The following is a 25,546-nucleotide window of genomic DNA, read 5'->3' as shown; positions in this document are numbered from 1 at the left end:
CTCAGCGGTCTTCCCACCTCGGGTCGCGCTTCTGCAGCACCGCCGATATCCCCTCGTCGGCGTCGCGCGCGAGCATGTTCTCGGTCATCACCCGGCTGGCATAGGCATAGGCGTCGTCGAGGCCCATCTCCATCTGGGCGTAGAAGGCCTCCTTGCCGAGCTTCACCGGCACCATGGACTTGGCCGCGATGCGCCGCGCCAGCTCCTGGGCGGCGGCGAGCGCGCCGCCCGCCGGCACCACGCGGTTGACGAGGCCCATGCGGAGCGCCTCCGGCGCCTCCACCCACTCGCCCAACAGCAGCATCTCCAGCGCATGCTTGCGGCCGAGATTGCGCGAGAGCGCCACCATGGGGGTGTGGCAGAACAGGCCGATATTGACCCCCGGCGTGCAGAAGCGCGCCTTCTCGCCGGCCACCGCCAGGTCGCAGCTCGCAACCAATTGGCAGCCGGCCGCCGTCGCCATGCCCTCCACCGCCGCGACCACCGGCTGGGGCAGGCGCACGATCGCCGTCATGAGCGCCGAGCAGCGCGCGAGCACGTCGGCGAAATAGGCCCGGCCCCGGTCGGCATCGCCCCGGTGCGCCTGGATCTCCTTGAGGTCGTGGCCGGCGCTGAAGACCGGCCCTTCCGCCGCCAGCACCACCGCGCGCACGCTGGTGTCGGCGGCGATGCCGGCGAGCGCGCCGGTAAGCGCGGCCATCATCGCCTCCGACAGGCTGTTGCGCACCTGCGGCCGGGCGAGCGTGAGGGTCAGCACCCCGTCCGCCACCGGGCTCTGAAGAACGGGCGCGGCGGCGGGGTCGGTGGCGGGATGGAGGGTCATGGCATCGTCCTCGGCGGTCTTCGGCGCGGCGCACGGCTCGCCCCGCGGCGCATTGACGTTTTCAGCGCCCATCTTATTCAGGTCCGGGGCCGGGCGCGAGCGGGCGCCCACGGCGGAGAGCGGACCATGGGATCGGGGACAGTGATGACGGCGCAGGAGCTCGAGGACTTCCTAAGAGAGGTCTTCCCCCAGGCCTTCGGGCCCGGCCGGCCGCATCACGTGGTGGCGCTCGGCCACCGCACCGCCACCATCCGCCTCGATGCCGAGGACGAACACCTGCGGCCCGGCGGCACGGTCTCCGGCCCGGCGCTCATGGCGCTGTCGGACGTGGCGGTCTATGCGGCGCTGCTGGGGCAGATCGGCAGGGTGGCGCTCGCGGTCACCACCAACCTCTCCATCAACTTCCTGCGCAAGCCGGCGCCGGGGCCGGTGTTCGCCGATGCGCGCATCATCAAGCTCGGCAAGCGCCTCGCGGTGGGCGACGTGGCGCTGCGCGGCGCCGGCAGCGACGACCTCGTGGCGCATTGCGTGGCCACCTATTCCATCCCCGACAAAAGGTAGCGGGGGGCGGGCGCGGCAAAGGCGGCCCCCGGCCGGGATTGACGGGGAGGCGCGGCTCCCGTAACGCCTGCGCCTTCCCTCTCCCCCGCAGAAGAACCGCCGCGCCCCATGGCCGAGATCGCCGAGAAGTCGCCCCGCATTTCCTTCGTCTCGCTGGGCTGTCCGAAGGCGCTGGTGGACAGCGAGCGCATCGTCACGCGCCTGCGCGCCGAGGGCTACGAGCTCACCCGCTCCCACGAGGGCGCCGATCTCGTCATCGTGAACACCTGCGGCTTCCTGGACAGCGCCAAGCAGGAGAGCCTCTCCGCCATCGGCGACGCGCTGGCCGAGAACGGCCGCGTGGTGGTCACCGGCTGCATGGGCGCCGAGCCCGAGGACATCCTGAAAGCCCATCCGAGCGTGCTCGCCATCACCGGCCCGCAGCAATATGAGAGCGTGCTCGACGCTGTGCACAGGGCGGTGCCGCCCAAGCACGACCCGTTCCTGGACCTGGTGCCCGAACAGGGGGTGAAGCTCACCCCGCGCCACTACGCCTATCTCAAGATCTCCGAGGGCTGCTCCAACCGCTGCACCTTCTGCATCATCCCCAAGCTGCGCGGCGACCTGGTCTCGCGCCCCGCCGGCGAGGTGCTGCGCGAGGCGGAAAAGCTGGTGAAGGCGGGGGTGAAGGAGCTGCTCGTCGTCTCGCAGGACACCTCCGCCTACGGCCAGGATATCCGCTATGCGCCGAGCCCCTGGGGCGACAGGGAGGTGGCCGCGCGCTTCGTCGACCTGTCCCGCGCGCTCGGCGACCTCGGTGCCTGGGTGCGGCTGCATTACGTCTATCCCTACCCGCACGTCGACCCGATCATGGCCCTGATGGCGGAAGGCAAGGTGCTGCCCTATCTGGACATTCCGTTCCAGCATGCGAGCCCCGCCGTGCTGCGGCGGATGAAGCGCCCGGCCTCGCAGGAAAAGACGCTGGCCCGCATCAAGGCCTGGCGCGAGCAGGTGCCGGACCTCACCGTGCGCTCCACCTTCATCGTCGGCTTTCCCGGCGAGACCGAGGCCGAGTTCGAAGAGCTGCTCGCTTTCCTGGAGGAGGCGCAGATCGACCGCGCCGGCTGCTTCAAGTACGAGCCGGTGCGCGGCGCCGAGGCCAATGCCCTCGGCGATCCTGTGCCCGACGCCGTGAAGGCGCAGCGCCACGACCGCTTCATGCGCGCCCAGCAGGCCATTTCCGCGCGCCGCCTGAAGCGCAAGGTGGGCACGCGCCAGCAGGTGATCATCGACCAGCTGACGCCGGGCGGCGGCATCGGCCGCACCAAGGGCGACGCGCCGGAGATCGACGGCACGGTGAAGGTCGCCGCCCGCCGCCCGCTGCGGGTGGGCGAGATCGCCACCGTCAAGATCGAGGCCGCCGGCCCCTACGACCTCGTCGGCACCGCGGTGGGCTTCTGACCGAGGCGAAGGCCGCGGCGCGAACGAAAACGGCCGGGCAAAGCCCGGCCGCATTCGCAATTCTTCAGACGCGAACGGCGCTCAGCCTTCCTCGTCGTCCGTGTGCTCGGGCGGGACGAGACCCTGGAGGCCGGCCAGCAGCTCCTGCTCGGTCATGCGGTCCATCTGCACGTCGTCGTCGGCACCGCCCTCGCCGGAGGTGATCATCGGCACCGCCTCGGGCTCGGGCTCGTCCACCTCGGTGTATTTCTGCAGCGAGTGGATGAGGTCCTCCATGAGGTCCTCGGGGCTCACCGTCTCCTCGGCGATCTCGCGCAGCGCCACCACCGGGTTCTTGTCGTTGTCGCGGTCGACCGTGATCGGCGCGCCGGAGGAGACCATGCGCGCGCGGTGGGCCGCGAGCAGCACCAGCTCGAAGCGGTTGTCCACCTTGTCAATGCAATCTTCCACGGTGACACGGGCCATGGGCTCGTCACTCCTTCATGCGCCAGCGTCACGGTCCGGCGCCGGATGGGCTCAGGGAAGAGCGTCCGATACAGCAATTCACCACTTCCGGCAAGTGCGCTCTTGATTTTGCTTGCGTTGCAACGCTCGCCGTCGGACAAAGGCGGCGGACGGCACATTTTAAAGTCGCTCTATCGTAACGCCCCACCTCTTCAAGCGGCGGATATTTGTATGCAGGGCACTGAGAAGATCGCTCTCCTCATCGACGGCGCGAATCTTTACTCCGCCACCAAGGCGCTCGGTTTCGACATAGACTACAAGCGCCTTCTCAAGGAATTCCAGAGCCGTGGCTATTTGCTGCGCGCTTTCTACTACACGACACTGATCGAGGACCAGGAATATTCCTCCATCCGTCCGCTGCTCGACTGGCTGGACTATAACGGCTACGCGGTGGTGACCAAGCTCGCGCGCGAGTTCACCGACGCCCAGGGCCGCCGCCGGGTGCGCGGCAACATGGACATCGAGATCGCGGTGGACGCCATGGAGCTCGCCGAGCACGTGGACCACATCGTGCTGTTCTCCGGCGACGGCGACTTCCGCTCGCTGGTCGAGGCGCTCCAGCGCAAGGGCGTGCGGGTCTCGGTGGTCTCCACCATCTCCACCCAGCCCCCGCTCATCGCCGACGACCTGCGCCGCCAGGCGGACGTGTTCATCGACCTGGTGGACCTCCAGCCGAAGATCGGCCGCGACCCCGGCGAGCGCGCCGGCCGCATGCAGGAGACCCCGCGCTTCCTGGAGCGCCGCGGCGCACCGGCCGCCGAGAACGGCGATTTGTGATGGCCGCTTCGGCGGCCCCCTCCCCTTCCCCCATCAGCGAGCCGGGTCCCGACTGCCCCCTGTGCCCGCGCCTCGCCGCCTTCCGGCACGAATGGCGCGCGCTCGAGCCCGGCTGGCACAATGCGCCGGTGCCGTGCTTCGGGCCGACCTCCGCGCGGCTGCTGATCGTCGGGCTGGCGCCGGGGCTTAGGGGCGCGAACCGCACCGGCCGCCCCTTCACCGGCGATTTCGCCGGCGACCTGCTCTATGCCACGCTCGCGGCCTTCGGCTTCGCCGAGGGCGACTACCGCGCCGCGCCCGACGATGGCCTGGTGCTGAAGGACGCGCGCATCGTCAACGCCGTGCGCTGCGTGCCGCCCCAGAACAAGCCGACGCCGCAGGAGATCCGCACCTGCCGGCCGTTCCTCGCCGCCGCCCTCGCCGAGATGCCGAACCTGCGCGCCATCGTGACGCTCGGCCGGATCGCCCACGATTCGACCCTGCTGGCGCTCGGCGCCAAGCCCTCGCGGCTGAAGTTCGGCCATGGGGCGGAAGGCGAAATCGACGCGCGGCGCGTGATCGCGAGCTACCACTGCTCGCGCTACAACACCAATACCGGGGTGCTGACCGCGCCGATGTTCCGCGCCGTCTTCGCGGCCGCCCGCAGCTACGTCGACGCGTCGGCCTGAAGGTGGGCGAGCACGTCCGCCGCGCTGCGGTCGGGCGGGAAGACCGGATAGAAGACGCGGCAGATCGCGCCCTCCTTGATGATCAGCGTGATGCGCTTCAGCAGCCGCATCCCCTCCACCTCGAACATGGGCAGGCGGATGGCGTGGGCCAGTTCATGCCGCGCGTCCGAGAGCAGCGGGAACGGCAGATGGAGGCGCTCCGCCACCTCCTTCTGCACCGCGGTCTCCTGCACCGAGAGGCCGAACACGTGATCGGCGCCGGCCGAGCGCAGCAGTTGGAAATGGTCGCGGAAGGAACAGGCCTGGGGCGTGCATCCGCGTGCCCCGGGAATCTCGTCCCGGCCGTTCGGCAGCGGCTCGCCGGGCACGCCGGTGCGCGGATAGACATAGACCACCGCCAGCCCGGACAGGCCGGAGATGTCCACCAGCCGCCCGTCGGTCGCCGGCAGGCGGATGATCGGCAGTTCGAGCCCCGGAAGATGGACGGCGGCGCCGTCGTCCTCGGGGGCCGGCAGGCCGTCGGGAAGGGATTGGAACTGGCTCATGATGAGCTCCCGTAGGAAATGAACTCGAGCAGCGTCCCATCGGGGTCGCGGAAATAGACGCTGGTGCCCGTGCCCTGCGCGCCGAAGCGCTCCACCGGGCCGAGCTCGGGCGCGATGCCGTGGCGCTGGAGGTGGGCGAGCGCGTCGGCGATGGGGCCGTCCCAGCAGAAGCACAGGTCGCTGTTGCCCGGCTGGACCGGCAGCCGCGCCACCGGCGCGGCGTCGACGCCGGGCCCGTGCAGGTTCAATTGCCGCGCGCCGAAGCGATAGGCGACGCCGCCGGAGGGCGTCGCCACCACCTCGGCTCCCAGCACGTCCCGGTAGAACGGGGTCGAGACGGCAAAATCGCTCACATGGACCACGCAATGGTCGAACGCCACCGGCACCGCCATCGTCCGCCTCCTCAGCCGCGATCGCGCAGCAGGCGCGCTTTGTCGCGCGCCCAGGATTTCTCCTTGAGCGCCTCGCGCTTGTCGTGGGTCTTGCGGCCCTTGGCGATGGCGATCTCCACCTTCGCGCGGCCGCGATCGTTGAAGTAGATCTTCAGCGGCACCACCGTCATGCCCTCGCGCTCGACCGCATGGCCGAGCTTGTTGATCTGGCGCTTGTGCAGCAGCAGCTTGCGGGGGCGCCGGGTCTCGTGGTTGAAGCGGTTGGCCTCAAGATATTCGGGAATGTAGGCATTGTAGAGCCACATCTCGCCGGACTTCTGCGCCGCATAGCTCTCGCCGATGGTGGCCTTGCCGGTGCGCAGGCTCTTCACCTCGGTGCCGGTCAAGGCGATCCCGGCCTCGAACACCTCGCCGATCTCGTAGTCGAACCGCGCCCGCCGGTTGTCGGCGGCGATCTTGCGGGGCGCGTCTTTGGTCTTGTCGCTCATGGCTGGGAAGATGGTCGCACGGTCGCGCCGAAGCAAGCGGGAGCTGTCAGGGCCGTCGGCGCGCCATGTGCACTTGGCCAAGACCCTCCCGGATTCGCGCAACCTGCTCCGGCGTCAGCTCATAATCGCCGGCGCCACGCCGCACGAGGTCGAGCAGCAGCTCGGCCGCGTGGTCCTGCTCCGCGTCGGGCAGCTTGCGGATTTCCGTGATTTTAGCAGAACCGGCCTCAATTGATGAGGCCGGCATGCACCATGGCGCTGCGCACCACCGCGCGGGTGCTCTCGGACACCGGCACCATGGGAAGGCGCACCTCCTCGCTCATCTTGCCGAGCAGCGAGAGCGCATACTTGGTGGGCGCCGGATTGGTCTCCACGAACAGCGCCGTGTGCAGCGGCATCAATTGGTCCTGGATCGCGAGCGCGGTCCGGAAGTCGCCGGCCAGGCAGGCGGTCTCGAACTGGGCGCACAAACGCGGGGCGACGTTCGAGGTCACCGAGATGCAGCCGTGGCCGCCATGGGCCATGAAGCCGAGCGCGGTCGCGTCCTCGCCGGAGAGCTGGATGAAGTCTTCGCCCAGCACCTGCCGCTGCAGCGAGACCCGGGCCATGTTGGCGGTCGCGTCCTTCACCCCGACGATGTTCTCGATCTCGTAGAGCCGCGCCATGGTCTCCACCGACATGTCGATCACCGAGCGGCTCGGAATGTTGTAGATGAAGATCGGCAGGTCCACCGCGTCGGCGATCGCCTTGAAGTGGCGGTAGAGGCCTTCCTGGGTGGGCTTGTTGTAATATGGCGTCACCACCAGCAGCGCGCTCGCCCCCACCTTCTGGGCGTGCGCGGCGAGGCCGACGGCCTCGGCGGTGTTGTTGGAGCCGGCGCCGGCGATCACCGGCACGCGGCCGGCGGCCTGCTCCACGGCCCATTCGACGACGCGGTTGTGCTCCGCGTGGGTGACGGTCGGGCTCTCGCCCGTGGTGCCGACCGGCACCAGGCCGTTCGTGCCTTCGGCGATCTGCCAGTCCACGAGATCCCGGAAGGCCTTCTCGTCGAGGGCGCCGTCGCGGAACGGGGTGACGAGGGCGGTGAAGGACCCGCGGAAGGGCGACGGGGACGGCAAGGGCGACATGGCGGGCGCCTCGTTTCCTGACAAAGAGTTGACCTGGCGTCTCGGCGACCGTCTCGGTGCCGCGGCAGCGTCGGCGGTCGAGCGCGCGACGATCGGAACCCTTATCCTGTCCCGGGCCGCGCGGAAAGGGCGTCGGCGCATCCGGAGGGCCAGCCCCGCTTTCGCCCTCATCTTGCGGCAGGAACTGGTTAGGGTTTCGTCAACGCGCGTGGCGGAACATGCAGCGCTCAACGGACATCCCGGGCCGCGAGGGTTCAAGCATGTCGTCATTTTCGACCCTGATCCGCGCCAGCGCCCTGGCGTTCGCCTTTGCCGGGGCGGGCGTCCATGCGGCCTCCGGCGAGGTTCCCCTGCCGCCGAAGCCGCCGGCATCTGGCCCCGCGGTGGCGGCCAAGGAGAACCCGAAGGCATCGGGCAAGAAGACCGCGGACGCCAAGAAGGACGCCTCCAAGAAGGAGGCGACCAGAAAGGATCCGGGCAAGAAGGACACCGGCAAGTCGGCGAGCCTTGCCGCGCCGATGCCGCCGGCCAAGCCCGGCGCCGCCGCCGCAAAGCCGCTGCCCCAGCCCAGGCCTTCGGCCGCTGCGCCGGCGGCGAAGCCCGTGGCGCCCCGTCCTCCCTCCGCTCCGCCCACGCTCGCCGCCTCCTCCGCCTTGCCCACCGGCGAGCTCGGCACGCTGAAGGCCGCGGTCGCCGCGGCGCGCAACGGCAAGGGCACCGAAGCCCTTGCCATGGCGCGCGAGCTCGACGACGACGTGGCGCGCGCGCTGGTCACCTGGCTCGTCATCCGGCACGCGCCCAACGATCTCGGCTTCAACGGCATCAACGCCTTCCTCGAAGCCAAACCGGGCTGGCCGACGCAGAACACCCTGCGGCGCCGCGCCGAGCGCATGCTGTTCCAGGAAAAGCGCGACGCCGCCACGATCCGCGCCTTCTTCGCCCAGCAGCCGCCGATCTCCGGCGAGGGAAAGATCGCGCTCGCCCGCGCGCTGATGGCGACCGGCGCCCGCTCCGACGCCACCGATTGGCTGCGCGAGGCCTGGCACCAGGACGAGCTGAACGAGAATTTCGAAGAGCAGGTGATGGAGGAGTTCGGCTCGCTCCTCACCCGCGCCGACCACAAGGCGCGCGCCGACCGCTTCAGCTATCTCGACGAGCAGGATCGCGCGTTGCGGGCCGCCAAGCGCGCCGGCGCCGACGTGGTGACCCTCACCAAGGCGCGGCTCGCGGTGATGGAGAATGATTCGAAGGCCGGCAAGCTGCTTGCCGCCGTGCCCTTCACCTTCGCCGGCGATCCCGCCTATCAGTTCGCCAAGGCCCGTCTGCTGCGCCGCGCCGACAAGCCGGCCGAGGCGGCGAGCGCCCTGCTCCAGGGCGCCAAGAGCGAGGCCGCCGCCCTCGCGCCGGACCAGTGGTGGATCGAGCGTCGCTTCGTCGCCCGCGACCTCTTGGACGTGGGCGATGCCCGCACCGCCTACAAGATCGCCGCCACCGGCGTCACGCCGGAGGCCAACAACTACCGCGCCGAGCAGCAGTTCACCGCCGGCTGGATCGCCTTGCGCTACCTGAAGGATCCGCGCACCGCGGCCCAGCATTTCGCCGCCGCCGCGGAGGACCAGAAGCACCCGATCACCCTGGCGCGCGCCAATTACTGGCTCGGCCGCGCCGCCGCCGCCGCCGGCGACCGCGGCACCGCCCAGGCGCGCTTCCAGGCGGCAGCCCAATTCCCAACCGCTTATTACGGCCAGCTGGCGCGCACCGAGCTCGGCCTGCAGCCGGTGGCGCTGCGGCCGGTGCCGCAGCCCTCCTTCGCCGACCGCGGCACCTTTCCGCGCCTCGAGCCGGTGAAGGCCGTCCGCCTGCTCTACGCCATCGGCGAGCGCGAGATCCCGCTGACCATCTATTACGACCTCGCCTGGAACCTGAACGAGCCGGGCCAGCTCACCTTGCTGGCCGAGCTGGCGCAGGCCAACGGCGACGCGCGCGGCGCGCTCGCGGTCGGCCGCGAGAGCCTCGGCGACGGCGGCATGCCCACCGACAGCCTCGCTTTTCCCACCGTCGGCCTGCCCGACTACACCCCCATCGGCACGCCGGTGGACAAGGCCATGGTCTATGCGGTGGCGCGCCAGGAGAGCCATTTTCACCCGCGCACCGTGTCCAGCGCCAAGGCCATGGGCCTGATGCAGGTGACCCCGGCGGCTGGCCGGCAGGTGTCCAAGGTCACCGGCGCGCAATACAACGAAGCGCGCCTGATGAGCGACCAGTCCTACAACGTGCAGTTCGGCGCCGCCGAGCTGGGCGAGCTGTGGGACATCTATGACGGCAATTGCGTCCTGGTGTTCGCGGCCTACAACGCCGGGCGCGGCAACGTGCGCAAGTGGATCGAGCGGTTCGGCGATCCGCGCGACCCCGACGTGGACGTGGTGGACTGGGTCGAGCGCATCCCCTTCGGGGAGACCCGCAACTATGTGCAGCGGGTGATGGAGAACTACCAAGTCTACAAGGTGCGCTTCAACATCCCCACGAAGCTCCAGCTGGAAGCAGACCTGCGCGGCACCCGTAGCCGCTGACCGCCGCTGCAGGCCCGGCGGGCCGTCCCGTCGCTCCATCGGCCGCCCGCGGGCGGCCGATATGGTTTGCGCGCCCCACCAGCCTCGGCGCGGGTTTCATGTCCCCGGCCGGGGTCAGCGCGACCCGCGCCGCCGCCCCTGTCCCTCGCCGGAGCCGCCGAAGCCTCCGCAGACCGCCCGGACCCCATGGTGCCTGATCGGCCGTCGCCGGCTCGCGCGGGGCGCTTCGGCGCGACGGGGAAAGCGCGCTTGTTCAACGAGTTGGAGGAACGTGCTCCACCATCACGCGAGAGGGTATCGCGGCCCGCCCGCAATCCCGCGGGCGATTGGATATGGGCGCAGCCGGCTCTACTGCGGGCGGCGCGGCGGCAGACGCAGGTCCTCGGGCCTGGTGCCGGCGATCAGCGCCCGCGCCTGGCCGATCCAGTCCTCCCGCTCGATGCGCCCCGGAAAGGCGAGATAGGAGCCCACCCAAAGGGCCTCTTCCGCGCTCCAGGCGGCGATCTGGCGCAGCTGGTGGATGCCGAGGGCATGGAGCCGCGCCTCGTTCTGCGGGCCGATGCCCTTGATGAGCTTGAGGTCGTCGCATCCCGCTTCCGGCGGCGCCACAGCCGGCGGACGCCGGCCGGGATGGTCGGCCTCCGCTTTGCCCTTCCCGCCCGCCTTCGCGGGGCCCCGGGCCGATCCCGCCCCCTTCGCCTGGTCCGGGGAGGCCGGCGGCGGCGTTCCGCCGAGATGGAGCTCGCCCTGGGCCTCCGCCGGCGGCGGCGCTTCGTTGGCGGATGCCGGCGTGGCGCTCAAGCGGGCGTCCTGCTCCGCCGTCGGTTCCTCCTGCGCCGGTTCGGCCGCCGGGATCTCGGCCGCGGCCAGGCCGGCCGGGACCGGAGCCGCGGGTGGCGGCGCTGCCGGATCGCCGGCCGGCGCCTGGGGCGGAACGTCGGCGCGGCGATCCGCCCCCGTTGGGGTGCCGGTGGGTGCGGCCCGGCGCGCGCGGAGATATAGCCCGATCGCGAGCCCGATGGCGAAGGCCAGGCCCAGCAGCAGCGCGGTCTCGATGGCGAACGCCCTCATGATTGTCGTCCCCGGCGGCGGGCGAAATAGCCGGTCGCGACGCCCAGCAGCAGGGCGCACAGCAGATAGGGCCACAGCGACAGAGCGAGATAGATCATTGCGAGGCGCCCTCCTTCACCGTGATCTCGATGCGCCGGTTGAGCGCCTTGCCGGCCTCCGTGTCGTTGGGCGCCACCGGCCGCGCGGTGCCGTATCCCGCCCCCGACAGGCGCCCGCGGGCGATTCCCGCATCGGCGAGATAGCCCACCACGGCCTCGGCCCGCATTTCCGACAGCAGCTGATTGGCGGCGGCGGCGCCGTCGGAATCCGTATGGCCCGTGATCTCGACGATGGTGCCGGGGCAGCGCGCCAGGGAGAAAGCGAGCCGGTCCAGCAGCCCGAGGCTGCGCCGGTCGATGCGCGGGCTGCCGGAATCGAACAGGATGGTGGCCCGCACCAGCAGGTCGTTGACCGATTTCTGGCATTCCGGCGCCGTGGCCGGCGCCCCCGGCGGCGCGGCCTCGAGCGCCACCTCCGTGGTGAACGGCGCCTGGAGCCGGCGCGCCAGCTCGCCGGCGATCTCGGCATCCGCGCCGGGGCGCAGCACCGTGCCCGACAGGCGCATCTGGGTGTCGGACAGGCGCATCTCCCCGGTGCCGAGCCGCGCGAGCTGGGACAGGCCCGCCTGCGCCGCGTCGAGGAAGCCCTTGGGCGCCCCGCCGCCAATGGCGGACACGTCGGTGAGCTTCTCCTTCAGGAAGTCGCGCTCCAGGGTGGCGCGCAGCGCCTGGTGGGCGGCTTCGTCCGGATAGAAGCCCGAGAGGGTGAGCGCGTCGCCCTCGCGCCGCACCGCGAACACGTAGGGCGAGATGGCAGGCGGGCGCACGGCGCCGGCGTCCACCGCGAGCCCGGCGGGCGGCTGGGCGGCGGCCTGGTGCAGCGTGCCGTAGCTCGCCGAATCGAGCGCCTCGCCGGCGAGCAAGACGCGCGCGCCGGTGACCTGCGCCGCGCCGACGCGCAGCTTGGCGAGCTGGGCCACGGCAAAGCTCGACGCGGTGGCCCAGGCCTCCGGGCTGGGCCCACCCGAGGCGAGGCGCATCTCGTCCACCACGCCCACGCCCGGCAGCGCGCCGCGCGCGGCGTCCACCAGCAGGCGTCGCGCCTCGTCCGAGGGCGCGTAGCCGGTGAGCACCACCCGCTCGGGCGCGCGCGCCAGCTTCCAGGCGAACGGCGCGACGCGCGGCGGCTCGACCGCGAAGCGGGTGATCTGGAAGCCTTCCGGCGGCGCGCGGCGGATCGCCGTGAGGGCGTCGTAGGCGGCGAAGTCCGGCGCGCTCGCCTCGATGGAAATGGTGCTGTCGGCGAGCCCCACCCGGCCGCCGGGCACGGCGGCGAGCGCCCGCCCGGCGAGGCGCACGGCGCGCAGCCAGAGGTCGGTCGCGGGCGCGCCGTCCGCGAGGCGCGTCTCGTCGCGGATGTCGACCCCGGGCAGCAGCCCGCGCAGCGCGCGCAGCGCCTCCGCCCGCGCATCCTCCGAGGGCACATAGCCCGAAAGCCGCACGCCGGCAGGGTCACGGGTGGCGATGAACAGGAACGGCGAGGCCACCGGCGGGCGCACCGCGAAGCGCGCCAGCGTCATGCCCTGCGGCAGCGGCCCCTCCATGGTGGCGCGCAGGGCGTCGTAGCCGGCGAGGTCGGCGGCGCGGCCTTCGATCGCCAAGGCGCCGTCGGAGAGCGTGATGCGGCCCGAGGGCAGCCGGTCCAGCTGGGCAATGGCGAAGGTGGCGAGCGCAGCGAAATCGCCGGGCGGGGCGCCGCGGGCGCGGATCAGCCGGTCCTCGCCGGTGACCGTGGCACCGGTGGCGCGCGCGGCCGCGAGGATCCGCGCCAGGGCGTATTTCGAGGGCACGTAGCCATCGAGGGCGAGGGTCTTGCCGCTCTTCACGGCGCTGAAGGTGAACGGGCGCCGCTCCGGCAGCAGCGTGGTCTCGTCCTTGACGATCCGCACGCCGAACATCTCCCGGAGCGAGGCGCGCACCTTGGCGCGCGCCTCCTCGGCGAGGGATTCGCCCGTGAGGGTGGCGTCCCGGCCGTCGAACGAGACCGCCGCCCAGGACTCGCCGCTGCGGTCGAGCACGCCCACGGCGCGCGCGGTCAGCTCGGCCTCCACCGGACGCTCGGCGGTGGCGATGGTGGCGACGGCGAGCAGCGCCAGAGCCGCGAGGCCGAGCAGCAATACGGCGGGCCGCCAGCGCCGGGGGGCACGCGCACTGCCGCCCTCCCCCGCCTTCGAGACCGTGCCGGATGCATCCTCAACCATGCGCCGCTGCCTCCATCCGCCGCCCCGCCCGGGCGCCGACATGCCTCAACCTCCCGGGGGATGGTGCCGCCACTTCAGCATATTTCGGTGACGCTCCGAAAGTCGGACCGGGCCGCAACGCGGCGTCCGCGCGCGGTGGCGCGCGCGCGGGAGCGGATGGGAAAGGGACGGAAAACCTTTGGATACAAGCGAAATCGGCGGAGGATGGGGCGCGCAGCGCCGTCATCCCCCGCCGAAAATTTATCGCCGTGGCGCCGGTCGGCCGGCGCCTTTTCCGATCAGACCGCCTCGGCGAGCACCCCGTCGATGGCGCGGGTCACCTCGTCGATGGGCATCATGCCGTCGATCTGCTTCAGCTGGCCGCGCGCCCGGTAATAGGGCGCCACCACCGCGGTATCGCGGTTGTAGGCCTCGAGGCGGGTCTTGAAGACCTCCGGGTCGTCGTCCTTGCGCACCGGCTCGCCCCTGGCCTTCGCCTCGGCGGCGCGGTTGAGGATGCGGTCCACCAGCTTCTCCTGATCGACCACCAGTTCGATCACCGCATCGAGCTTGCTGCCCTTCTCGGCCAGCAGCCGGTCCAGCGCCTCGGCCTGCGCCACGGTGCGGGGGAAGCCGTCGAGGATGAATCCGTTCCGGGCGTCCGGCGCGTCGAGGCGCTCGGAGATGATGCCGATGACGATGTCGTCCGAGACCAGGCCCCCCGCCTCCATCACCGCCTTGGCCTTCAGGCCCACGGGCGTCGCCGCCGCCACGGCGGCGCGCAGCATGTCGCCGGTGGACAGCTGCACGATCCCATGACGGGTCACCAGCCGTTGCGCCTGCGTTCCCTTGCCGGCTCCGGGCGGCCCCAGCAGCACCAGCCTCATGTTATTTCCTCCTCCCCCCGCGCAGCTTGGCCTTCTTGACCAGTCCTTCGTACTGGTGGGCCAAGAGGTGTCCCTGAATCTGGGACACGGTATCCATGGTCACGCTGACCACGATGAGCAGCGACGTCCCACCGAAATAGAACGGAACTGCCGCGTAGGAAATCAGCAGTTCGGGGAAGAGGCAAACCGCCGCAATGTAGGCCGCGCCCACCACGGTGATGCGGGTGAGGACGTAGTCGATATATTCGGCGGTGCGCTCGCCCGGCCGGATGCCGGGAATAAAGCCGCCGTGCTTCTTCAGGTTGTCGGCGGTCTCGCTCGGATTGAACACGATGGCCGTGTAGAAGAAGCAGAAGAACACGATCAGCGCCACGTACAGCAGCATGTAGAGCGGGCGCCCGTGGCCGATATGGGTGGTGATGGTCTGCAGCCATTCCGGCCCGGCGCCCTGGGTGAAGCTGGCGATGGTGGTGGGGATCAGCAGCAGCGAGGAGGCGAAGATCGGCGGGATCACGCCCGAGGTGTTGAGCTTCAGCGGCAGGTGCGAGGACTGGCCCTCATAGACCCGGTTGCCCACCTGGCGCTTGGGATACTGGATCAGCAGCCGGCGCTGGGCGCGCTCCATGAACACGATGAAGGCGATCACCACCACCGCCATCACCAGCACGGCGAGGATCAGCGGCGTGGAGATGGCGCCCTCGCGGCCGAGCTCGAGGGTGCGCACGAAGGCGCCCGGCAGCTCGGCGACGATGCCGCCGAAGATGATCAGCGAGGTGCCGTTGCCGATGCCGCGCGAGGTGATCTGCTCGCCCAGCCACATCAGGAACATGGTGCCGCCGGTGAGCGTGATCACCGTGGTGATGCGGAAGAACCAGCCGGGGTCCGCCACCACCGAGCCGGAGCCCTCGAGGCCGACGGAGATGCCGTAGGCCTGGAACACCGCCAGCACCACGGTCAGATAGCGGGTGTACTGGTTGAGCTGCTTGCGGCCCGCCTCGCCTTCCTTCTTCAGCGCCTCCAGCGTGGGCGACACGCTGGTGAGCAGCTGGATGATGATGGAGGCGGAGATGTAGGGCATGATGTTCAGGGCGAAGATGGCCATGCGCTCCACGGCACCGCCCGAGAACATGTTGAACAGCCCGATGATGCCCTGGTTCGCGGTCTTGAAGACGTCGGCGAGGGCATCGGGGTTGATGCCGGGCATGGGGATGTAGGTGCCGAGCCGATAGACCAGCAGCGCGCCGAGGGTGAACCAGATGCGCTTCTTCAGCTCCTCGGCCTTGCCGAGGGCGCCGAAATTGAGGTTCGCCGCGAGTTGTTCCGCCGCCGAGACCATGCCTTGCTCCGCTTGAGGCCGCCCCCGCAGGAGGGACGCAGCCCTTATATGAGGGCGGGAATTGCGGTGCCAAGGCGGCGCCGGCGCATCGTTCCGGAGTGTGTCCGGCAAGCCAGTCCGGACATCCTGGAGCGAGATGCCGCGCCGCGCACCGAAAAGAGGACCGGGCGCGTGGCGCCCGGTCCCGATCGCATCGTCAGTCCGCGGCGGCCTCGGCCGAAGCCGCGCCCTTGGCGGCGAGCAGCGTGATCGCGCCGCCGGCCTTCTCCACCGCCGCGGTGGCGGACTTGGTGGCGTAGGCCACCTCCACCGTCACCTTGGCGGTGAGCGCGCCGGTGCCCAGCAGGCGCACGCCGTCCTTGGCGCGGCGCAGGACGCCGGAGGCGATCAGCGCCTCGGCGGTGACCGGCGCGGCGGCGTCGAGCTTGCCGGCGTCGATCGCCGCCTGGATGCGGCCGAGGGTCACCTCGGCGAAGTCGAGGCGGAAGATGTTGTTGAAGCCGCGCTTCGGCAGGCGCCGGTGGAGCGGCATCTGGCCGCCCTCGAAGCCCTTGATGGCGACGCCGGTGCGGGCCTTCTGGCCCTTCACGCCGCGCCCCGCGGTCTTGCCCTTGCCGGAGCCGATGCCGCGGCCCACGCGCATCCGCTTCTTGCGGGCGCCGGGATTGTCCCTGATCTCGTCGAGATTCATCGCTTGATCCTCACTCCCCCTCGACCACACGGACGAGGTGGCCGACCTTGGCGATCATGCCGCGCACGGCCGGGGTGTCCTTGAGGGTGGAGCGGCGGTGCCGCTTGTTCAGCCCGAGGCCCTTCAAGGTGGCCTCCTGGTCGAACGGGCGACGGATCGGCGAGCCGATCTGCTCCACGGTGACGGTCTTGTCGCTCATGCTGGCGCTCCTGATCTCTCGCTGGCGCCTCAGTCCGTCGCTTCCGCGTCTTCGACGCGGCGGCGGGACTGGAGCTGCGACACCTTGAGACCGCGACGGGCCGCGACCGAGCGCGGGCTGTCCTGGTTCTTCAGGGCGTCGAACGTGGCGCGGACCATGTTGTAGGGGTTGGAAGACCCGAAGGACTTCGCCACCACGTCGTTCATGCCCAGCGTCTCGAACACCGCGCGCATCGGGCCGCCGGCGATGATGCCGGTGCCGGCCGGCGCGGCGCGCAGGATCACCTTTCCGGCGCCGTGGTGGCCGTGCACGTCGTGGTGCAGGGTCCGCCCCTCGCGCAACGGCACGCGGATCAGCGAGCGCTTGGCGCTCTCCGTCGCCTTGCGGATCGCTTCCGGCACCTCGCGGGCCTTGCCGTGGCCGAAGCCCACGCGGCCCTTCTGGTCACCCACCACCACCAGCGCGGCGAAGCCGAACCGGCGGCCGCCCTTCACCACCTTGGCGACGCGGTTGATGTGGACCAGCTTGTCCACGAACGTGTTGTCGCGGTCCTCGCGCTCATGGCGCTGTTCCCGATCACGGGCCATTTTCGCTCGTCCTTCGCGTCAGAACTGAAGGCCGCCCTCGCGGGCACCTTCGGCGAGCGCCTTGACGCGCCCATGATAGATGTAAGCGCCGCGGTCGAAGACGACCTCGGACACGCCCTTCGCCAAGGCCCGCTCGGCCACGAGCTTGCCGATGGTCTTGGCAGCCTCGGTGTCCGCGCCGGTCTTGAGCGTCGAGCGCAGGTCCTTTTCGAGGCTGCAGGCGGAGACCACGGTCTCGCCCTTCGCGTCGTCGATGATCTGCGCGTAGATGTGCAGCGAGGTGCGGTGCACGCTGAGGCGCGGGCGCCCGTTCGCGGCGACGCGGAGGGCGCGACGCACCTTGGCCTTGCGGCGCTCCTGCGCCTGAAGATCCTTAGCCATGGCTCGCCATCCTTACTTCTTCTTGCCTTCCTTGCGGAAGATGAACTCGCCAGCATACTTGACGCCCTTGCCCTTGTAGGGCTCGGGGCCGCGGAACTCGCGGATCTCCGCCGCCACCTGGCCGACCTTCTGCCGGTCGATGCCGGTGATGACCACCTCGGTGGGCTTCGGCGTGACGATCTGGATCCCTTCCGGGATCGGGTAGATCACGTCGTGGCTGTAGCCGAGCGACAGGTTCAGGTTCTTGCCCTGCACCGCCGCCTTGTAGCCGACGCCGGTGATCTCGAGCTTCTTCTCGAAGCCCTTGGTCACGCCTTCGACCAGGTTCGACACCAGGGTGCGGGACATGCCCCACATGGCCCGGTGGCGCTGGGTCTCGCCGCGCATGGCGACCTGGAGCTCGCCGCCCTCGATCTTGGCGCCGATCTCCTCGACCAGCGTCACCTCGAGCGCGCCCTTGGGACCCTTGATCTTCACCGTCTGGCCATCGAGCGTCGCGGTGACGCCGGACGGGATGGCGACGGGCAATTTGCCGATCTTCGACATATCGTTCTCCCTCGCCTCAGAACACGGTGCAGAGCACTTCGCCGCCGACGTTCTTGTCGCGGGCTTCGTGGTCGGCCATCACGCCCTGGGGCGTGGAGACGACCGCGATGCCGAGACCGTTGGCGACGCGGGGAAGATTCTTGACCGACGCATAGACGCGCCGGCCCGGCTTCGAGACGCGGGAGATCTCGCGGATCACCGGCACGCCGTCGAAATACTTGAGCTCGATCTCGAACTCGGTGCGGCCGTTGCCGTGGTCCGTGGCGGTGTAGCCGCGGATGAAGCCCTCGTCGCGCAGGACGTCGAGAACCGAGGCGCGCAGGCGCGAGCCGGGGGTCTGCGTCTTGTCCTTGCGCCGCATCTGGGCGTTGCGGATGCGGGTGATGAGATCGCCGATGGGATCGTTGATGGCCATCTTCTAGCTCCTCACCAGCTCGACTTCACGAGACCGGGGACCATGCCCTGGTTGCCGAGTTCGCGCAGCGCGATACGGCTCATCCGCAGCTTGCGGTAGAACGCGCGCGGGCGGCCCGTCACCTCGCAGCGGTTGCGGATGCGGATCTTCGCGCCGTTGCGCGGCATCTCCGCCAGCTTCAAGGTCGCCTGGAAGCGGTCCTCGATGGGCAGGGACTTGTCGTTCACGATCGCCTTCAGACGCGCGCGCTTGGCCGCATGGCTCTTGGCCAGCTTGCGGCGGCGCTCGTTCGTCTCGATCGCGCTCTTCTTCGCCATCTTCTGCTCCTGTTCTCCGCGTCTGAGGCGGCACAAGCCCCTCACGGCCGGAAAATCACGTCTCTATTCAAAAACCGGGCGAGCCGCCCTCCCCTCCTCGGGAGCGGGCAGCCCCTTCAGTGCGTCACTGGCGGAACGGGAAGTTGAAGGCCTTCAAGAGGGCCCGCGCCTCGTCGTCCGTCTTCGCCGTGGTGCACACGATGATGTCCATGCCCCAGATCTGCTCGACCTTGTCGTACTCGATCTCGGGGAACACGATGTGCTCCTTGACGCCCATGGCGAAGTTGCCGCGGCCGTCGAAGCTCTTGGGGTTGAGGCCCCGGAAGTCCCGCACCCGCGGCAGCGCCACGGTCACCAGGCGGTCCAGGAACTCGTACATGCGCGCCTTGCGGAGCGTCACCTTGGCGCCGACCGGCTGGTTCTCGCGCAGCTTGAAGTTCGAGATCGCCTGGCGGGCCTTGGTGAGCAGCGGCTTCTGGCCGGCGATCTTCGCAAGGTCGGCGGCGGCGATGGTCGCCTTCTTGGTATCGGCGGTGGCTTCGCCCACGCCCATATTGATGACGATCTTCTCGATCGTCGGCACCTGCAGCGGGTTCTTGTACCCGAACTGCTCGATCATCTTCGGCCGCACCACCTCGTCATAATAGGTGCGCAGCCGGGGGGTGTACGTCGCCTCAGCCATCGATCCTCTCCCCGGAACGCTTGGCCACGCGGACCTTGCGCCCGTCATCCAGCACCTGGAAGCCGACGCGGGTCGGCTTGCCGTCCTTGGGGTCGGCATGGGCGACGTTCGACAGGTGGATCGGGGCCTCCTTGGAGATGATCCCGCCCTCCTGGCTCGCCGTCTGGCGCTGGTGACGCTTCACGATATTCACGCCGCGGACGAGCGCGCGCTCTTCCTTCGGCATCACCTGGATGACCTCGCCGGAGCGGCCCTTGTCGCGGCCGGCGAGGACGACGACCTTGTCGCCCTTCTTGATCTTGGCGGCCATCACAGCACCTCCGGCGCCAGCGAGATGATCTTCATGTGGTTCTTCGCGCGCAGCTCGCGCGGAACGGGGCCGAAGATGCGGGTGCCCACCGGCTCCTTGTTGTTGTTGATCAGCACCGCCGCGTTCTTGTCGAAGCGGATCACCGAGCCGTCCACGCGGCGGATGTCCTTGGCGGTGCGAACCACCACGGCCTTCATCACGTCGCCCTTCTTCACGCGGCCGCGCGGGATCGCCTCCTTGACCGACACCACGATGATGTCGCCCACATGGGCATACTTCCGCTTGGAGCCGCCAAGCACCTTGATGCACATGACGCGACGCGCGCCGGAATTGTCCGCCACGTCGAGATTGGTCTGCATCTGGATCATGACGCACCTGTTCTCGTCACCGGCTCAGCCGGCGCGCCGGCATTGCCATCAAACCCGAATACCGTGCCCGCTCATCGGCACACGGTCTTGCCGCGGTGCGGTCTCCACTCGGCGGGCTGATGCCAGCCGACGGACCCGGCCCCGGGGCCTCGCTCCCGCCCGGAAACCCCCGGGCGGGGAACCTCTTATCAGACTTCCGCCCGCTTCTCGCCCTGGATCACGATCCAGTTCTTGAGCTTGGACAGGGGCCGGTGCTCCTCGATCCACACCGTATCCCCCACATGCCAGGCATTGCCTTCGTCGTGGGCGTGATACTTCTTGGACCGACGAACGGTCTTCTTCAAGAGCGGGTGGGTGAAACGACGCTCGACACGCACCACGACGGTCTTGTCGGTCTTGTCGCTCACCACGACGCCTTGGAGCACGCGCTTCGGCATCGCTTCCTCACTTCGCCTTCTGCGCCGGCGAACCGGTGCGCTTAATGGTCTGCACGGTCTTGATCCGCGCGATGTCGCGGCGGATCTCGCGCTGGCGCGCGGTGTTCTCGAGCTGCCCCGTCGCCTTCTGGAAGCGCAGGTTGAACTGCTCCTTCTTCAGCTTGAGCAGCTCATCGGCGAGCTGATCGGGGCTGAGGGCCCGAACGTCCTCGGCTTTCATGAGCCTCTCCTCACTCGGCGATGCGCTGGATGAAGCGCGTCTTGATGGGGAGCTTCGCCGCCGCGAGGGTCAGGGCCTCGCGGGCGATCTCGACGCTCACCCCGTCGATCTCGAACATGATGCGGCCGGGCTTGACCTTGGCCGCCCAGTATTCCGGCGCGCCCTTGCCCTTGCCCATGCGGACTTCGGTGGGCTTGGCGGTCACCGGCACGTCCGGGAACACGCGGATCCACACCCGGCCCGCACGCTTCATGTGACGCGTGAGGGCGCGGCGGGCCGCCTCGATCTGGCGGGCGGTGACCCGCTCCGGCTCGAGGGCCTTGAGGCCGAACTCGCCGAAGTTCAGTTCCGTGCCGCCCTTGGCGACGCCGTGGATGCGTCCCTTGAACTGCTTGCGGAACTTGGTGCGCTTGGGTTGCAGCATGGCTTAATCGCCTTCTCTCTCTGCGGCCGTCACGCGCGGTCGCGGTCGCCGTGACCACGGTCACGGTCGCGATCGCCACGGTCACGGTCACCACGCTCGCGCCGCGGCGGGCGCGAGGAGGGACCGGCCTCCTGCTCGGCCTGGCGCTTGTCCTGCGCCATGGGATCGTGCTCGAGGATCTCGCCCTTGAAGATCCACACCTTCACGCCGCACGTGCCGTACGTGGTGAAGGCGGTGGCGGTGCCGTAGTCCACGTCCGCGCGCAAAGTGTGCAGCGGGACGCGGCCCTCGCGGTACCATTCCAGGCGCGCGATCTCGGCGCCGCCGAGACGGCCCGAGCAGTTGATGCGGATGCCCTCGGCGCCGAGGCGCATGGCCGACTGCACCGCGCGCTTCATGGCGCGGCGGAAGGCGACCCGGCGCTCCAGCTGCTGGGCGATGGACTCGGCCACCAGCGTCGCGTCGATCTCGGGCTTCCTGATCTCGACGATGTTGATGAACACCTCCGAGTCCGTCATCTCGGAGACCTTCTTGCGCAGCTTGTCGATGTCCGCGCCCTTCTTGCCGATGACCACGCCCGGACGCGCCGAGTAGATGGTCACGCGGCACTTCTTGTGCGGACGCTCGATCACCACCTTGGACACCGCGGCCTGCTTGAGCTGCTTCAGCAGCATCTCGCGGATCTTGATGTCCTCGTGGAGCAGCCGGCCGTATTCGCCCTTGTTGGCGAACCAGCGGCTGTCCCAGGTGCGGTTGATGCCGAGCCTGAGCCCGACCGGATTGACCTTCTGACCCATCAGGCCCGCTCCTCGACTTCCCGCACCACGATGGTGATGTGGGAGAAGGGCTTCTCGATGCGCGAGGCGCGACCGCGCGCCCGCGGCGAGAACCGCTTCATCACCAGACCTTTGCCCACGTGCGCCTCGGCAACGATCAGGTCGTCGACGTCGAGCTCGTGGTTGTTCTCGGCGTTGGCGATCGCGCTCTCGAGGCACTTCTTCACATCGCGGGCGATCCGCTTGTGCGAGAACTCGAGATCGGCGAGCGCCGTCGCCACCTTCTTGCCGCGGATCAGGCCCGCGACGAGGTTCAGCTTCTGCGGCGAGACGCGCAGATTGCGCGCCACCGCCTTGGCTTCATTGTCCGCGAGCGCGCGGGGCTTTGCCTGCTTACCCATGACCGATCACCGCCGCTTCGACTTCTTGTCGGCCGCGTGCCCGTAATAGGTACGGGTCGGCGCGAACTCGCCGAATTTGTGGCCGATCATGTCCTCGGAGACCGAAACGGGCACGTGCTTCTGCCCGTTATAGACGCCGAAGGTTAAGCCCACGAACTGGGGCAGAATGGTGGAGCGCCGGCTCCAGATCTTGATAACGTCCCTGCGACCCGACCCCTGGGCGGTCTCCGCCTTCTTCAGGAGGTAGCCGTCGACGAAGGGGCCCTTCCAAACCGAGCGTGTCATCGTTCAGGCCCTCACTTCTTCCGCTTGTGGCGGCTGGACACGATGAACTTGTCCGTCGCCTTGTTGTTGCGGGTCTTCTTGCCCTTGGTGGGGAAGCCCCAGGGGGTGACCGGATGCCGGCCGCCCGAGGTGCGGCCTTCGCCGCCGCCGTGCGGATGGTCGACCGGGTTCATGGTGACGCCGCGATTGTGCGGCTTGACGCCCATCCACCGGCTGCGCCCGGCCTTGCCGAGCGAGATGTTCATGTGGTCGGGGTTCGAGACCGCGCCCACGGTGGCGTAGCAGGCGCCGTGAATCAGGCGCTGCTCGCCGGAATTCAGCCGCACGATCACGTAGCCCTGGTCTCGGCCGACGATCTGCGCGTAGGTGCCGGCGGAGCGGGCGATCTGGCCGCCCTTGCCCACCTTCATCTCGACGTTGTGCACGATCGTGCCCACCGGCAGCGACGACAGCGGGCCGGCATTGCCCGGCTTCACGTCCACCTGATCGCCGGCGATCACGCTGTCGCCCACGGCGAGGCGCTGCGGGGCGAGGATGTAAGCGAGGTCGCCGTCCTCATACTTGATGAGGGCGATGAAGGCCGAGCGGTTGGGATCGTATTCGATCCGGTCCACGAGGCCCGCCATGCCGCGCTTGGCGCGCTTGAAGTCGACCATGCGGTAGGCCTGCTTGTGGCCGCCGCCGCGGAAGCGCACCGTGATGCGCCCGTTGTTGTTGCGCCCGCCCGAGGAGGACTTGCCCTCGGTCAGGGTCTTCACCGGCTTGCCCTTGTAGAGGCCGGAGCGGTCGACGATCACGAGCTGGCGAAGGCTCGGCGTGACCGGCTTGAAATGCTTCAGCGCCATGGTCTTCTTCCGTTTCCTTCAGCTCACAGGCCCGTGGTGATGTCGATCTTCTGGCCCTCTTCGAGGGTCACGACCGCCTTCTTGACGTCGCTCTGGACGCCCTTGCGGCCCTTGAATATCTTCACCTTGCCCTTGCGGACCAGCGTGTTGACGCTCTTCACCTTCACGTCGAAGAGCTTCTCCACCGCCTCCTTGATCTGGGGCTTGGTGGCGGTCTTGGCGACGTTGAAGACGACCTTGTTGAATTCGCTCGCCGCCGTCGCCTTCTCGGTGATGACGGGGGAGACGATCACGTCGTAATGACGCGGTTCGATGTTGCGCGAGCTCATTTGAAGCGCGCCTCCAGCGCGTCCACGGCGGCCTTGGTCAGGACCAGGGTGTCGCGGCGCAGGATGTCGTAGACGTTGATGCCCTGGATCGGCAGCACGTCCACGTAAGGCAGGTTGCGCGCCGCGAGGGCGATGTTCTGCTCCACCTGGGCGCCGTCCACCACCAGCACCGAGGACAGGCCGAGCTTGGCGAGCCGGTCCTTCAGCGCCGCGGTCTTGCCGTCGGCCAGAGCGGCGTTCTCGACCACCAGGATCTGCGACGCCTTGGCCTTGGAGGAGAGCGCATGCTTCAGGGCGAGCGCGCGCACCTTCTTCGGCAGGTCGATGGCGTGGGAGCGCACCACCGGGCCGAAGGCGCGTCCGCCGCCGCGGAACTGCGGCGCCGAGGCCGCGCCGTGGCGGGCGTTGCCGGTGCCCTTCTGCTTGTACATCTTCTTGGACGTGCGGTTGATCTCCGAACGGCCCTTGGTGCGGTGCGTGCCGGCCTGGCGGCGCGAGAGCTGCCAGGTCACGCAGCGGTGCAGGATGTCGGCGCGCGGCTCGAGGCCGAAGATGGCGTCCGAGAGCGTTACCGAGCCGGCATCCGTGCCGTCGAACGTCTTGACGGTCAGTTCCATCACACGCCCTCCTCGGCGACGGCTTCAGCGGCCGGAGCGGCGTCCGCACCGTTGGTGAGCTTGAACGCGCCGGGCTTCGGGGCCTCGGCGGGGAGCTTCTTCTTCACCGCGTCGCGCACGGTGATCCAGCCGCCCGCATGGCCGGGGACCGCGCCCTCGACCGCGATCAGGCCGCGCTCCACGTCGGTCATCACCACCTTGAGGTTCTGGGTGGTCACGGTGACGTCGCCCATATGGCCGGGCATCTTCTTGTTCTTGAAGGTCTTGCCCGGATCCTGGCGGCCGCCGGTCGAACCGATCGAGCGGTGCGAGATGGAGACGCCGTGCGAGGCGCGAAGACCACCGAAATTGTGGCGCTTCATGCCGCCGGCGAAGCCCTTGCCGATGGTGGTGCCGGTCACGTCCACGAACTGGCCCACGACGAAGTGGTCCGCCGTGATCTCGGCGCCGACCGGGATCAGCGCCTCTTCCGGCACGCGGAACTCGGCCATCTTGCGCTTGGGCTCAACCTGAGCCACGGCGAAGTGGCCGCGCTCGGCGCGGGTCACGTTCTTGGGCTTGCGGCGGCCGGCTCCGAGCTGGACCGCGACATACCCGTTCTTGTCGAGCGTGCGGTGGGCAACCACCTGGCAGCTCTCAACTTTCAGCACAGTGACCGGCACGTGCTCTCCGGCATCGGTGAAGATGCGGGTCATGCCGACCTTCTGGGCGATGACGCCTGACCGCATGGTCGTGTCTCCTCGCACCACGTCAGAGCTTGATTTCGACGTCAACGCCGGCGGCGAGGTCGAGCTTCATCAGCGCGTCCACCGTCTGGGGCGTCGGATCGACGATATCGAGCAGGCGCTTGTGGGTGCGCATCTCGAACTGCTCACGCGACTTCTTGTCGATGTGAGGCGAACGGTTGACGGTGAACTTCTCGATCCGCGTGGGCAGCGGGATCGGGCCGCGCACCTGCGCGCCCGTGCGCTTGGCCGTGGCGACGATCTCGCGCGTCGACGCATCGAGGATGCGGTGATCGAACGCCTTCAGGCGAATTCGAATGTTCTGGCCGTTCATGGCTCAATTGGCTCCAGGAAGAGGAAACGCGCACGCCGGTGCGCAGCGCGTTTCGTTCGCGTTGATCACTCGATGATGGCGGCGACGACGCCGGCGCCGACCGTGCGGCCACCCTCGCGGATGGCGAAGCGCAGCTTCTCCTCCATGGCGATCGGCACGATGAGCGCCACGTCCATGGACACGTTGTCGC

At 69.3% G+C, this 25,546-nt stretch carries 38 protein-coding genes; 6 read left to right on the top strand and 32 right to left on the bottom strand.

Annotation, left to right across the window (positions count from 1 at the left end):
* Position 1: 1 nt before the first annotated feature.
* Positions 2-823, bottom strand: coding sequence for an enoyl-CoA hydratase (locus ABLE88_RS00190; RefSeq protein ID WP_348831044.1), 822 nt, complete (start codon positions 821-823; stop codon positions 2-4).
* Between the two features lie 126 nt (positions 824-949).
* On the opposite strand from ABLE88_RS00190, the gene ABLE88_RS00185 reads away from it, so the two are divergent.
* Together ABLE88_RS00185 and rimO are read left to right on the top strand one after the other, a co-directional pair.
* Entirely contained in the window at positions 950-1,384 is a 435-nt protein-coding gene (locus ABLE88_RS00185; RefSeq protein ID WP_348829313.1) for a PaaI family thioesterase, read from the top strand.
* A 108-nt stretch (positions 1,385-1,492) separates the two neighbouring features.
* Positions 1,493-2,824, top strand: a complete 1,332-nt coding sequence (gene rimO, locus ABLE88_RS00180) for a 30S ribosomal protein S12 methylthiotransferase RimO (protein ID WP_348829312.1) — start codon at positions 1,493-1,495, stop codon at positions 2,822-2,824.
* Between the two features lie 81 nt (positions 2,825-2,905).
* Here the strand turns inward: rimO and rpoZ are convergent, their stop codons facing one another.
* A complete protein-coding gene (gene rpoZ / locus ABLE88_RS00175; RefSeq protein WP_348829310.1) occupies positions 2,906-3,289 on the bottom strand; it encodes a DNA-directed RNA polymerase subunit omega in 384 nt (127 codons plus the stop codon).
* A gap of 210 nt (positions 3,290-3,499) precedes the next feature.
* Here rpoZ and ABLE88_RS00170 point away from each other — a divergent pair, with 210 nt between their 5' ends.
* Both ABLE88_RS00170 and ABLE88_RS00165 read left to right on the top strand, forming a co-directional pair.
* Positions 3,500-4,105, top strand: coding sequence for a LabA-like NYN domain-containing protein (locus tag ABLE88_RS00170; RefSeq protein ID WP_348829309.1), 606 nt, complete (start codon positions 3,500-3,502; stop codon positions 4,103-4,105).
* Positions 4,105-4,773, top strand: a complete 669-nt coding sequence (locus ABLE88_RS00165; RefSeq protein WP_348829308.1) for a uracil-DNA glycosylase — start codon at positions 4,105-4,107, stop codon at positions 4,771-4,773. The genes ABLE88_RS00170 and ABLE88_RS00165 overlap by 1 nt, the downstream gene beginning before the upstream one ends.
* Here the strand turns inward: ABLE88_RS00165 and ABLE88_RS00160 are convergent.
* The 3 genes from ABLE88_RS00160 to smpB are packed head-to-tail and all read right to left on the bottom strand — an operon-like array spanning position 4,752 to position 6,198.
* Positions 4,752-5,318 (bottom strand): peroxiredoxin, encoded by a 567-nt coding sequence (locus tag ABLE88_RS00160; protein ID WP_348829307.1) that lies wholly within the window; start codon positions 5,316-5,318, stop codon positions 4,752-4,754. The two genes, ABLE88_RS00165 and ABLE88_RS00160, sit on opposite strands and share 22 nt — an antisense overlap.
* On the bottom strand, positions 5,315-5,710 hold the full coding sequence (locus ABLE88_RS00155; protein WP_348829305.1) for a VOC family protein: 396 nt from the start codon (positions 5,708-5,710) through the stop codon (positions 5,315-5,317). The genes ABLE88_RS00160 and ABLE88_RS00155 overlap by 4 nt, the downstream gene beginning before the upstream one ends.
* A gap of 11 nt (positions 5,711-5,721) precedes the next feature.
* A complete protein-coding gene (gene smpB, locus ABLE88_RS00150; RefSeq protein ID WP_348829304.1) occupies positions 5,722-6,198 on the bottom strand; it encodes an SsrA-binding protein SmpB in 477 nt (158 codons plus the stop codon).
* 73 nt (positions 6,199-6,271) lie between these two features.
* Between smpB and ABLE88_RS00145 the strand changes: the two genes are divergently transcribed.
* A complete protein-coding gene (locus tag ABLE88_RS00145) occupies positions 6,272-6,433 on the top strand; it encodes a hypothetical protein (protein WP_348829303.1) in 162 nt (53 codons plus the stop codon).
* Here the strand turns inward: ABLE88_RS00145 and dapA are convergent.
* Positions 6,426-7,325 carry a 4-hydroxy-tetrahydrodipicolinate synthase gene (gene dapA, locus ABLE88_RS00140; protein ID WP_510182833.1) on the bottom strand — a complete coding sequence of 300 codons (900 nt, stop codon included), beginning with the start codon at positions 7,323-7,325 and terminating at the stop codon, positions 6,426-6,428. The genes ABLE88_RS00145 and dapA overlap by 8 nt on opposite strands.
* 260 nt (positions 7,326-7,585) lie before the next feature.
* On the opposite strand from dapA, the gene ABLE88_RS00135 reads away from it, so the two are divergent.
* A complete protein-coding gene (locus ABLE88_RS00135) occupies positions 7,586-9,895 on the top strand; it encodes a lytic transglycosylase domain-containing protein (protein WP_348829302.1) in 2,310 nt (769 codons plus the stop codon).
* 348 nt (positions 9,896-10,243) lie between these two features.
* Here the strand turns inward: ABLE88_RS00135 and ABLE88_RS00130 are convergent, their stop codons facing one another.
* From ABLE88_RS00130 to ABLE88_RS00005, 26 genes are all read right to left on the bottom strand, one after another.
* Complete coding sequence (locus tag ABLE88_RS00130; protein WP_348829301.1) at positions 10,244-10,966, bottom strand: helix-hairpin-helix domain-containing protein; 723 nt, start codon at positions 10,964-10,966, stop codon at positions 10,244-10,246.
* Between the two features lie 94 nt (positions 10,967-11,060).
* Positions 11,061-13,265, bottom strand: coding sequence for an OmpA family protein (locus ABLE88_RS00125; RefSeq protein WP_348829300.1), 2,205 nt, complete (start codon positions 13,263-13,265; stop codon positions 11,061-11,063).
* A 278-nt stretch (positions 13,266-13,543) separates the two neighbouring features.
* Complete coding sequence (locus ABLE88_RS00120) at positions 13,544-14,131, bottom strand: adenylate kinase (RefSeq protein ID WP_348829299.1); 588 nt, start codon at positions 14,129-14,131, stop codon at positions 13,544-13,546.
* 1 nt (position 14,132) lies between these two features.
* The gene (gene secY / locus ABLE88_RS00115) at positions 14,133-15,467 is read right to left on the bottom strand and encodes a preprotein translocase subunit SecY (RefSeq protein WP_348829298.1); all 1,335 of its coding nucleotides are present in this window, start codon (positions 15,465-15,467) and stop codon (positions 14,133-14,135) included.
* Positions 15,468-15,663: 196 nt separating this feature from the next.
* Positions 15,664-16,158, bottom strand: a complete 495-nt coding sequence (gene rplO, locus ABLE88_RS00110; protein ID WP_348829297.1) for a 50S ribosomal protein L15 — start codon at positions 16,156-16,158, stop codon at positions 15,664-15,666.
* Between the two features lie 10 nt (positions 16,159-16,168).
* On the bottom strand, positions 16,169-16,357 hold the full coding sequence (gene rpmD / locus ABLE88_RS00105; protein ID WP_348829296.1) for a 50S ribosomal protein L30: 189 nt from the start codon (positions 16,355-16,357) through the stop codon (positions 16,169-16,171).
* 29 nt (positions 16,358-16,386) lie between these two features.
* Entirely contained in the window at positions 16,387-16,944 is a 558-nt protein-coding gene (rpsE, locus tag ABLE88_RS00100) for a 30S ribosomal protein S5 (protein WP_121625656.1), read from the bottom strand.
* Positions 16,945-16,962: 18 nt separating this feature from the next.
* Positions 16,963-17,325, bottom strand: a complete 363-nt coding sequence (gene rplR / locus ABLE88_RS00095) for a 50S ribosomal protein L18 (RefSeq protein WP_348829295.1) — start codon at positions 17,323-17,325, stop codon at positions 16,963-16,965.
* Between the two features lie 12 nt (positions 17,326-17,337).
* A complete protein-coding gene (rplF, locus tag ABLE88_RS00090; RefSeq protein ID WP_348829294.1) occupies positions 17,338-17,871 on the bottom strand; it encodes a 50S ribosomal protein L6 in 534 nt (177 codons plus the stop codon).
* Between the two features lie 16 nt (positions 17,872-17,887).
* A complete protein-coding gene (rpsH, locus tag ABLE88_RS00085; protein ID WP_121625650.1) occupies positions 17,888-18,286 on the bottom strand; it encodes a 30S ribosomal protein S8 in 399 nt (132 codons plus the stop codon).
* 11 nt (positions 18,287-18,297) lie between these two features.
* A complete protein-coding gene (rpsN, locus tag ABLE88_RS00080) occupies positions 18,298-18,603 on the bottom strand; it encodes a 30S ribosomal protein S14 (protein ID WP_348829293.1) in 306 nt (101 codons plus the stop codon).
* Positions 18,604-18,727: 124 nt separating this feature from the next.
* Entirely contained in the window at positions 18,728-19,285 is a 558-nt protein-coding gene (gene rplE, locus ABLE88_RS00075) for a 50S ribosomal protein L5 (protein ID WP_348829292.1), read from the bottom strand.
* Positions 19,278-19,595, bottom strand: coding sequence for a 50S ribosomal protein L24 (gene rplX, locus ABLE88_RS00070; protein WP_348829291.1), 318 nt, complete (start codon positions 19,593-19,595; stop codon positions 19,278-19,280). Before rplX ends, rplE begins: the two co-directional genes overlap by 8 nt.
* Positions 19,595-19,963 carry a 50S ribosomal protein L14 gene (gene rplN / locus ABLE88_RS00065; protein ID WP_121625641.1) on the bottom strand — a complete coding sequence of 123 codons (369 nt, stop codon included), beginning with the start codon at positions 19,961-19,963 and terminating at the stop codon, positions 19,595-19,597. The genes rplX and rplN overlap by 1 nt, the downstream gene beginning before the upstream one ends.
* Positions 19,964-20,151: 188 nt before the next feature.
* A complete protein-coding gene (rpsQ, locus tag ABLE88_RS00060) occupies positions 20,152-20,400 on the bottom strand; it encodes a 30S ribosomal protein S17 (protein WP_348829290.1) in 249 nt (82 codons plus the stop codon).
* Positions 20,401-20,407: 7 nt separating this feature from the next.
* Positions 20,408-20,620, bottom strand: coding sequence for a 50S ribosomal protein L29 (gene rpmC / locus ABLE88_RS00055; protein WP_348829289.1), 213 nt, complete (start codon positions 20,618-20,620; stop codon positions 20,408-20,410).
* Between the two features lie 10 nt (positions 20,621-20,630).
* On the bottom strand, positions 20,631-21,044 hold the full coding sequence (gene rplP / locus ABLE88_RS00050) for a 50S ribosomal protein L16 (protein ID WP_348829288.1): 414 nt from the start codon (positions 21,042-21,044) through the stop codon (positions 20,631-20,633).
* A 29-nt stretch (positions 21,045-21,073) separates the two neighbouring features.
* Positions 21,074-21,841 (bottom strand): 30S ribosomal protein S3, encoded by a 768-nt coding sequence (gene rpsC, locus ABLE88_RS00045; protein ID WP_348829287.1) that lies wholly within the window; start codon positions 21,839-21,841, stop codon positions 21,074-21,076.
* Positions 21,841-22,221, bottom strand: coding sequence for a 50S ribosomal protein L22 (gene rplV, locus ABLE88_RS00040; protein ID WP_238121339.1), 381 nt, complete (start codon positions 22,219-22,221; stop codon positions 21,841-21,843). The genes rpsC and rplV overlap by 1 nt, the downstream gene beginning before the upstream one ends.
* Positions 22,222-22,227: 6 nt before the next feature.
* Entirely contained in the window at positions 22,228-22,506 is a 279-nt protein-coding gene (gene rpsS, locus ABLE88_RS00035; protein ID WP_348829286.1) for a 30S ribosomal protein S19, read from the bottom strand.
* An 11-nt stretch (positions 22,507-22,517) separates the two neighbouring features.
* Entirely contained in the window at positions 22,518-23,351 is an 834-nt protein-coding gene (gene rplB / locus ABLE88_RS00030) for a 50S ribosomal protein L2 (protein ID WP_348829285.1), read from the bottom strand.
* A gap of 23 nt (positions 23,352-23,374) precedes the next feature.
* A complete protein-coding gene (locus ABLE88_RS00025; protein WP_348829284.1) occupies positions 23,375-23,680 on the bottom strand; it encodes a 50S ribosomal protein L23 in 306 nt (101 codons plus the stop codon).
* Positions 23,677-24,297 carry a 50S ribosomal protein L4 gene (gene rplD / locus ABLE88_RS00020; RefSeq protein ID WP_348829283.1) on the bottom strand — a complete coding sequence of 207 codons (621 nt, stop codon included), beginning with the start codon at positions 24,295-24,297 and terminating at the stop codon, positions 23,677-23,679. The genes ABLE88_RS00025 and rplD overlap by 4 nt, the downstream gene beginning before the upstream one ends.
* Positions 24,297-25,025 carry a 50S ribosomal protein L3 gene (gene rplC, locus ABLE88_RS00015; RefSeq protein ID WP_348829281.1) on the bottom strand — a complete coding sequence of 243 codons (729 nt, stop codon included), beginning with the start codon at positions 25,023-25,025 and terminating at the stop codon, positions 24,297-24,299. Before rplC ends, rplD begins: the two co-directional genes overlap by 1 nt.
* Positions 25,026-25,047: 22 nt before the next feature.
* Complete coding sequence (rpsJ, locus tag ABLE88_RS00010) at positions 25,048-25,356, bottom strand: 30S ribosomal protein S10 (RefSeq protein WP_012113701.1); 309 nt, start codon at positions 25,354-25,356, stop codon at positions 25,048-25,050.
* Between the two features lie 65 nt (positions 25,357-25,421).
* Positions 25,422-25,546 (bottom strand): EF-Tu C-terminal domain-related protein (locus ABLE88_RS00005; RefSeq protein WP_510182864.1); only part of this gene is annotated, 125 nt, incomplete at its 5' end.

It is taken from the genome of Xanthobacter luteus, from assembly GCF_040049235.1.
Classification (GTDB): domain Bacteria; phylum Pseudomonadota; class Alphaproteobacteria; order Rhizobiales; family Xanthobacteraceae; genus Xanthobacter.
This window is presented reverse-complemented; position numbering and strand designations above follow the sequence as displayed.